The following is a 6243-nucleotide window of genomic DNA, read 5'->3' as shown; positions in this document are numbered from 1 at the left end:
TACCGCTGGCCATTATAATGAGACTGGGCGGGGCCTTTACCGGGTGGGGCGATTTCGAAATCTACCTGCTTGCCATCGGGGTCATTTCGGCCATAACGCTTATTTATACCCTGATCGGCGGCATCAAGGCCGTGGTCTGGATGGATGTCATGCAGATGGTCGTCTATATCGGCGGGGCTATTTTTGCGGGGGTGGTCATGCTTGTCGATTTGCCCGATGGGTTGAGCGGGGCGATGTCCATGGCTTCCGATGCCGATAAATTGCAGCTGTTTGACTTTGGGTTTGACCTGGTCTTTGCGGATTTTCTTGCCCGGCCCTACACCTTTTTTACCGCATTGATCGGGGGCGCGGTGTTCTCGGTTGCCTCCCACGGAACCGATCAGCTGATCGTCCAGCGACTGCTTACGACCCGCAAGGTCCAGGATGGGCAACGGGCGCTGGTGTGGAGCGGCGTGGTTGTGGCTCTGCAATTCGGCCTTTTCCTCTTTATCGGTCTCTTGCTTTACGCTTTCTATGAAGCCCAGTCCGCCCAGCAGCTGGGACTGGCTACGACCGACGAAATATTTGCTAAATTCATCGTTGAAGAGCTGCCCGTCGGGTTTTCGGGACTGATTGTGGCTTCCCTTTTTGCGGCAGCCATGAGTAGCCTTAGTTCTTCCCTCAATTCCCTGGCATCCTCCACTACGTTTGATCTCTACAAACCTTATTTCGGTAAGGATAATACCAAGGCGGAAGATCTGCGGATGTCGCGGGTGATCACCATTGTATGGGCATGTATTCTGACCGGATCGGCCTTCTTTTTCGCCTTTCTCCAGCTCCAGGAGGGCGAACGTCCCGCCGTAGTTGAATTGGGCCTGGGTATCGCTTCCTATACGTATGGGGGCTTACTGGGGGCTTTTCTGCTGGGACGACTGTCGACCGGGCCGGACAAAACGGATGCGATGACCGGGTTCTTTACCGGGCTGGTTTCCCTGCTGTTTATGGTTGAGGGCCCGATCCATAACCTGTTGCCGGGCGAACCCCTGGCGATTGCCTGGCCGCTCTATACGCTGGTAGGGAGTCTGGTCGTGGTGCTGGCGGGACATCTATCCCATTGGATCCGGAAATAACAGCGGTTCCCCGCCCGCGTAATTTTCTTGCTCGTTTTTTGGAGTTGAAGACGGGATCCAGATGAAAGGAGTAGTCTGTCATTGAATATAATCGGAACGAGAAGACGGTTCTATGGGTTTCTTCAAGGAATTTTTTAGTAAATCGCACGGGAGGATTTGCCGTTAAAAATTTTAGGAACTGGCAAAGACTCTATGAGTTATTTTAAAGGGTTTTTCCTTGTATCGAACGGCGTTATATTATCTGATATTTGTCCATTATACAGCTAAAAGAGAAATGACACCTGACCGCATGACATAACAAGGAATTAGCGATATCCCGGAAGATCTGAAAAGAAGCTTAATGCGCCGGTATAACTTGTATGGGTATATATGATCTTTAAAAAGGCAGCTTTTTTTGTATTGATACCCTTCATTTGCCTGGCGGCCTGCGCACCGGATCCGGGGCCGGGAGGGAAAGAGGGGATCTCCGGAACGATCCCGGCCGTAGATTCACTCGTCCAACGGGAGATAGCCGCCGGCCATATTCCCGGGGCGGTTGTCCAGATAAAAAAAGAAAACCGGATCCTGCATCGCGCGGCCTACGGCTTTGCACAGAAATACGAGTACGGGATGCGTCCGCTGGACGAACCGGATTCCATGCACACGGATCACCTGTTTGACCTGGCATCGCTGACCAAGGTTATGGGGACCACCCTCGGGGTCATGCTCCTGGCAGATGCGGGTTCCCTGTCCCCGGACGATCCGGTACACCAGTACCTGGACAGCTTTCAGGGCCCAGCGAAGTCGAAGGTAACCATTCGCCATTTGCTGAGTCATACCTCGGGACTTCCCCAGTGGGTGCCGACGTATTATCATGCTTCGAATGCTGAAGAACGGTTCCGCTATATGACCTCGCTGCCGCTGAAGTGGCCGGTGGGAAAGGAGCGGCATTACAGCGATCTCGGATTTATGCTGCTGGGCGATATCATTGAGCGGGTTTCGGGGCGGCGATTGGATGACTACTTGCACCAGGAAGTGTATGGACCGTTAAACCTTCAGTACACAATCTTCAATCCCCTTGATGAAGGGTTCCCGGAAAAAGCCATCGCTGCAACCTCCCATGGTAATCCCTTTGAAAAGCAGATGGTCTACGACGATGATTTTGGCTATGACGTGAATGTCGCTCCTCAAGCCTGGGACGGCTGGCGGGAGTATACGCTCCGCGGCGAGGTCAACGACGGCAACGCATGGCATGCTCACGGGGGAGTGGCGGGACATGCGGGACTTTTTTCGACGGTGGATGACCTGCAGGTGCTCCTCGACCTGTGGGTAAACGGGGGTAAGATGAACGAAAAACAGTTCCTTTCGGCGTCGGTGATGGATACGTTCCTCACGAAAGGCCCGCAGGGGAACGGTCTGGGATGGGCGATGGAGAAGCATATCATTTCCGCTGAAGGAAGTCCCGACGGTACCTTCGGTCACACCGGCTTCACCGGAACCAGCGTCGTTGTGGTACCGGAGGATTCCCTGTCCGTTATACTGCTCACCAACCGCCAGAACGCGGGCCGGCAGGAAAACGGCTACTATTTTGATTTGGGTCCCCTGCGCCAGGCTATATTTGATGAAGCTGTTGGCGGCCATTAAAGTTTCTATTGTTGAAGTACAGACACCCTGTGTGAACTCTCTGAGGTCGTTCGGCTCAAGTAGTAAAGTTTCTATTGTTGACATGAAGTATAGAATGGCAAGAGGAGGCGAAAAAATGATAGGCTGCGTCATATAAACTGTTGAAGAATCGCAGCGGTCAGTTGACTTCGTCTCTCAGCGTAACGGAGAGCCGCCGCCTGCAAAAGATCACATGATCATGTTAATTCATCGGTTCGCAGAAATATTACCTTATAGACAGGCGTTAGTCGTGATACAAGTATACGCCTTAATACCAAATCAGGTGAGTTTATTATTATCAACATTAAATGGAGAAAATTATGAAGCCTCTCAGCCTTTTGTTAGCCGTGTTATTTTTTATTTCATGCGAGGGACCCATGGGACCGCCGGGAGAGCCGGGACCTGCGGGGGATGATTTTATCGGCCAGGCGTTTGAGGTAGAGGCTTATTTTAATGACTCCAATGACTATAGCGAGGTTTTTGAGATTCCGGGAAATATCGAAATGTATGAGACCGACATCATAGCTGTCTATTGGCTTTGGGATGTTGATGAAGAGGCGGGGGATGTGTGGCAGCCGTTACCTGCGTCCGTTTATTTTGATGACGGCGGCGAAATGCAGTATGCTTTCGATCATACGGCTGGAGATGTGCAGCTCTTTCTGTATGGTAATGTGGACCTGAGCACGGTTGGCGACGACTATACGCAGGAGCAGTTTTTTAAAGTTGTAATTCTGCCGGTTGAGTACGTGGAGACCAACAATGTGGATATGAGCAACATGCAGGAGGTTATGAAGGCAGTGGACGAGAGCAAGGTGGAGCGTTTGCGTCCGGTGCAGTAGAAAGATCGGTGATGAATCGATTCTTTGTCATTATTAAAACCCTTTGCTAAAACAGGAATTTTAGTCGATATCAAAGCCTGAGCGCATTCAAAATCCTCAGATATTGTAATATATGCTGTGGTTTTGAATGTGCAAAAATGCAGGGATTGGCCAAAAGAACGGTTTTGCAAAGCGTTCTATTATTTTAAATTAGTGCTTGACTCTGGGGTATGGTACAGGGCTTATATTATAGTCGAACGGTATTTTATAATAAAAAAATAGTTTTGTTATGCCATTACAAAAAGGAGAAGTATACCAATGTCCCGATGAAAGCTGTGGATGTGAAGTCACTGTAACCAAAGGAGCACCCAGCGACTGCTCGGGTACTCAGAATCCAACGTGTTGCTGCGGTAAGACCATGGTAAAGAAAAGTTAATAGTCCAGCATCCGGGTTAATCGACCCGGATGTTTCTATAATATTGTAATGTTACATACAGCTGTAACCTTCGAGGACAGAATGGTGACTTATTATGTTTGAGGACATGGAGAAAAAATATAAGGACCGAGTTACCTATAAGATCGGCGAAGTAGCCCGTCGCGCGGATGTCACCAAAGAAACCGTGCGGTACTACGAAAAACGGGAGCTGATCCCCAAGCCCGACCGGCGGCGCTCCGGCTATCGCATCTTCACCCAGCGGCATATCGATCAAATTAAATTTATCAAGCGGGCACAGGAACTGGATTTTACCCTTAGTGAGATTAAGGAACTGTTGGAATTGCGTCTGGATGATAAAACCACCTGCTCGGAAATCAGAAGTGAAGCCCGGGAAAAATACCAGGATGTCGCCGAAAAAATAGAGGACCTGCAGCGCATAAAAAACACGCTGATCGAATTAATTGATTCCTGTTCCGGGGAAGGACCCAAAGGGGATTGTCCCATTCTGGATGCGCTGGAAGGAGAGGCAAAAACCGGTTTTATGGTTAATACCAAATCAAACAACTGACATTCTATGAGTACGATAACCCTGGAATCAACCATTACCTGTTCGAATTGTGGCCATAAAACTACGGAAACAATGCCCAGGGATTCCTGTCAGTTTTTCTGGGAATGTCCGAATTGCAGAGAAGTGTTACAACCCACGGAAGGAGACTGCTGCGTGTTTTGTACTTATGGAGATACTCCTTGTCCACCTATCCAACAAGAATAGAGTTGCTGCCAAGGTCTTATAGTTAGATTCGATTTTCTAAAAAACAGATACGCTAAAGTTGGTTTCTTGGGCACTGTTATTGCCGCATTATATTGTTTTAATCGAATACTGGTCTGGACATTTGCAGCTATAGGTATCACAGCCTACATTGCCTATCTGGATTATGTATTACGTCCAGCGTTGGTATTATTTATGGAAGGAGGGTACAGGCGATACCATAAGAAATCTCTAAATCAAACTGATTTGCAATGATAGAATACGACGCGATAATTATCGGTACAGGCCAGGCCGGCCCGTCACTGGCAGCCCGTTGCGCAGAAGAAGGTCTGAAAACGGCAGTTATAGAACGGCACTTATTTGGAGGCACATGTGTTAATACCGGTTGTACTCCAACAAAAGCACTGGTGGCAAGTGCGCGCGCAGCCCATATGGCTAACCGGATGGATGATTTCGGGATATCCATCGGCGGACCGGTTACAGTTGATATGCAGAAAGTGAAGGCCCGCAAAGATGCTATTGTGAAAGAGTCTACCGAGGGCGTGGAGAGCTGGATGAAAAACACAGAAAACCTGACGGTATACGAAGAACACGCCCGTTTTGAAAAACCAAAGGTACTGTCAGTCGGGGATGAGCACTTAACGGCAGATAAGATTTTCATGAATGTGGGGGGACGCGCGTTTATCCCGCCCGGATTTGAAGAGGTGGATTACCTGACAAATTCCAGCATGATGGAACTGGATACGGTCCCTGAACATCTCATAATCGTCGGCGGGGGATATATCGGACTCGAATTCGGCCAGATGTACCGGCGGTTCGGCAGTAACGTGACTATTATTGAGCAGGGAGAACAGTTGTTGTCTAAAGAGGATGAGGATATATCACAAGCCATTCAAACAATCCTGGAAGATGAGGGCGTCGTTTTTCGTTTTAAAGCCGAATGCCTGGGCGGAACTAATAAAAAAGGCAAGGTGGTCGTTGATGTGGATTGTACTGAGGGTCCTCCCGAAATTGAGGGATCTCACCTGCTGTTGGCTACGGGCCGGCGACCCAATACCGACGACCTGGGACTGGAAAATACAGAAATTGAGACGGATGACCGGGGCTTTATCCAGGTCGATGACCAGCTAAGAACTACCGCTGAAGGGGTTTGGGCACTCGGCGATTGCAACGGAGAAGGCGCTTTTACCCATACCGCCTACAATGATTTTGAAATTGTGGCCGCCAACCTGTTTGATGATGACCCGCGTCGCGTTTCCGACCGCATAATGTGCTATGGATTATTCATTGATCCCGCATTGGGGCGGGCTGGCATGACCGAAGCTCAAGCCAGGGCCTCCGACCGCAATGTGTTAATGGGCAAAAGGTCGATGGATCGAATTGCACGGGCCAAAGAAAAGGGAGAGACCAAAGGTTTTATGAAGATTCTCATTGACGCCGATACCGACGAAATCCTTGGCGCGGCGATAC

The 6243-nt window shown here is 49.5% G+C and carries 7 protein-coding genes; all 7 read left to right on the top strand.

The genetic code is table 11. From position 1 onward, the window contains the following. On the top strand, positions 1–1109 hold a 1109-nt coding region (locus ACESLU_RS10180; protein ID WP_372638548.1), incomplete at its 5' end, for a sodium:solute symporter. Positions 1110–1478: 369 nt separating this feature from the next. Further along, a complete protein-coding gene (locus tag ACESLU_RS10175) occupies positions 1479–2732 on the top strand; it encodes a serine hydrolase domain-containing protein (RefSeq protein WP_372638547.1) in 1254 nt (417 codons plus the stop codon). A gap of 338 nt (positions 2733–3070) precedes the next feature. Then, positions 3071–3589 carry a hypothetical protein gene (locus ACESLU_RS10170; RefSeq protein WP_372638546.1) on the top strand — a complete coding sequence of 173 codons (519 nt, stop codon included), beginning with the start codon at positions 3071–3073 and terminating at the stop codon, positions 3587–3589. A 509-nt stretch (positions 3590–4098) separates the two neighbouring features. Continuing rightward, on the top strand, positions 4099–4572 hold the full coding sequence (locus ACESLU_RS10165; protein WP_372638545.1) for a MerR family transcriptional regulator: 474 nt from the start codon (positions 4099–4101) through the stop codon (positions 4570–4572). Between the two features lie 6 nt (positions 4573–4578). After that, positions 4579–4776 carry a GDCCVxC domain-containing (seleno)protein gene (locus tag ACESLU_RS10160; protein ID WP_372638544.1) on the top strand — a complete coding sequence of 66 codons (198 nt, stop codon included), beginning with the start codon at positions 4579–4581 and terminating at the stop codon, positions 4774–4776. Positions 4777–4842: 66 nt separating this feature from the next. After that, a complete protein-coding gene (gene merF, locus ACESLU_RS10155; protein ID WP_372638543.1) occupies positions 4843–5028 on the top strand; it encodes a mercury resistance system transport protein MerF in 186 nt (61 codons plus the stop codon). Then, positions 5025–6243: FAD-containing oxidoreductase (locus ACESLU_RS10150; protein ID WP_372638542.1), on the top strand; the 1219-nt coding region annotated here is incomplete at its 3' end. The genes merF and ACESLU_RS10150, both read left to right, overlap by 4 nt.

The sequence above is a fragment of the Fodinibius sp. genome (assembly GCF_041642155.1).
GTDB lineage: Bacteria > Bacteroidota > Rhodothermia > Balneolales > Balneolaceae > Fodinibius.
Note: the sequence above shows the minus strand (reverse complement) of the source record. Positions and strands in the feature narration are given on the sequence as shown.

Excerpts from the sequence above, each read along its gene's own strand:
- ACESLU_RS10170 (WP_372638546.1), top strand. The coding sequence starts at position 3,071 with ATGAAGCCTCTCAGCCTTTTGTTAGCCGTGTTATTTTTTATTTCATGC.
- ACESLU_RS10160 (WP_372638544.1), top strand. The coding sequence starts at position 4,579 with ATGAGTACGATAACCCTGGAATCAACCATTACCTGTTCGAATTGTGGC.
- ACESLU_RS10165 (WP_372638545.1), top strand. The coding sequence starts at position 4,099 with ATGTTTGAGGACATGGAGAAAAAATATAAGGACCGAGTTACCTATAAG.
- ACESLU_RS10175 (WP_372638547.1), top strand. The coding sequence starts at position 1,479 with ATGATCTTTAAAAAGGCAGCTTTTTTTGTATTGATACCCTTCATTTGC.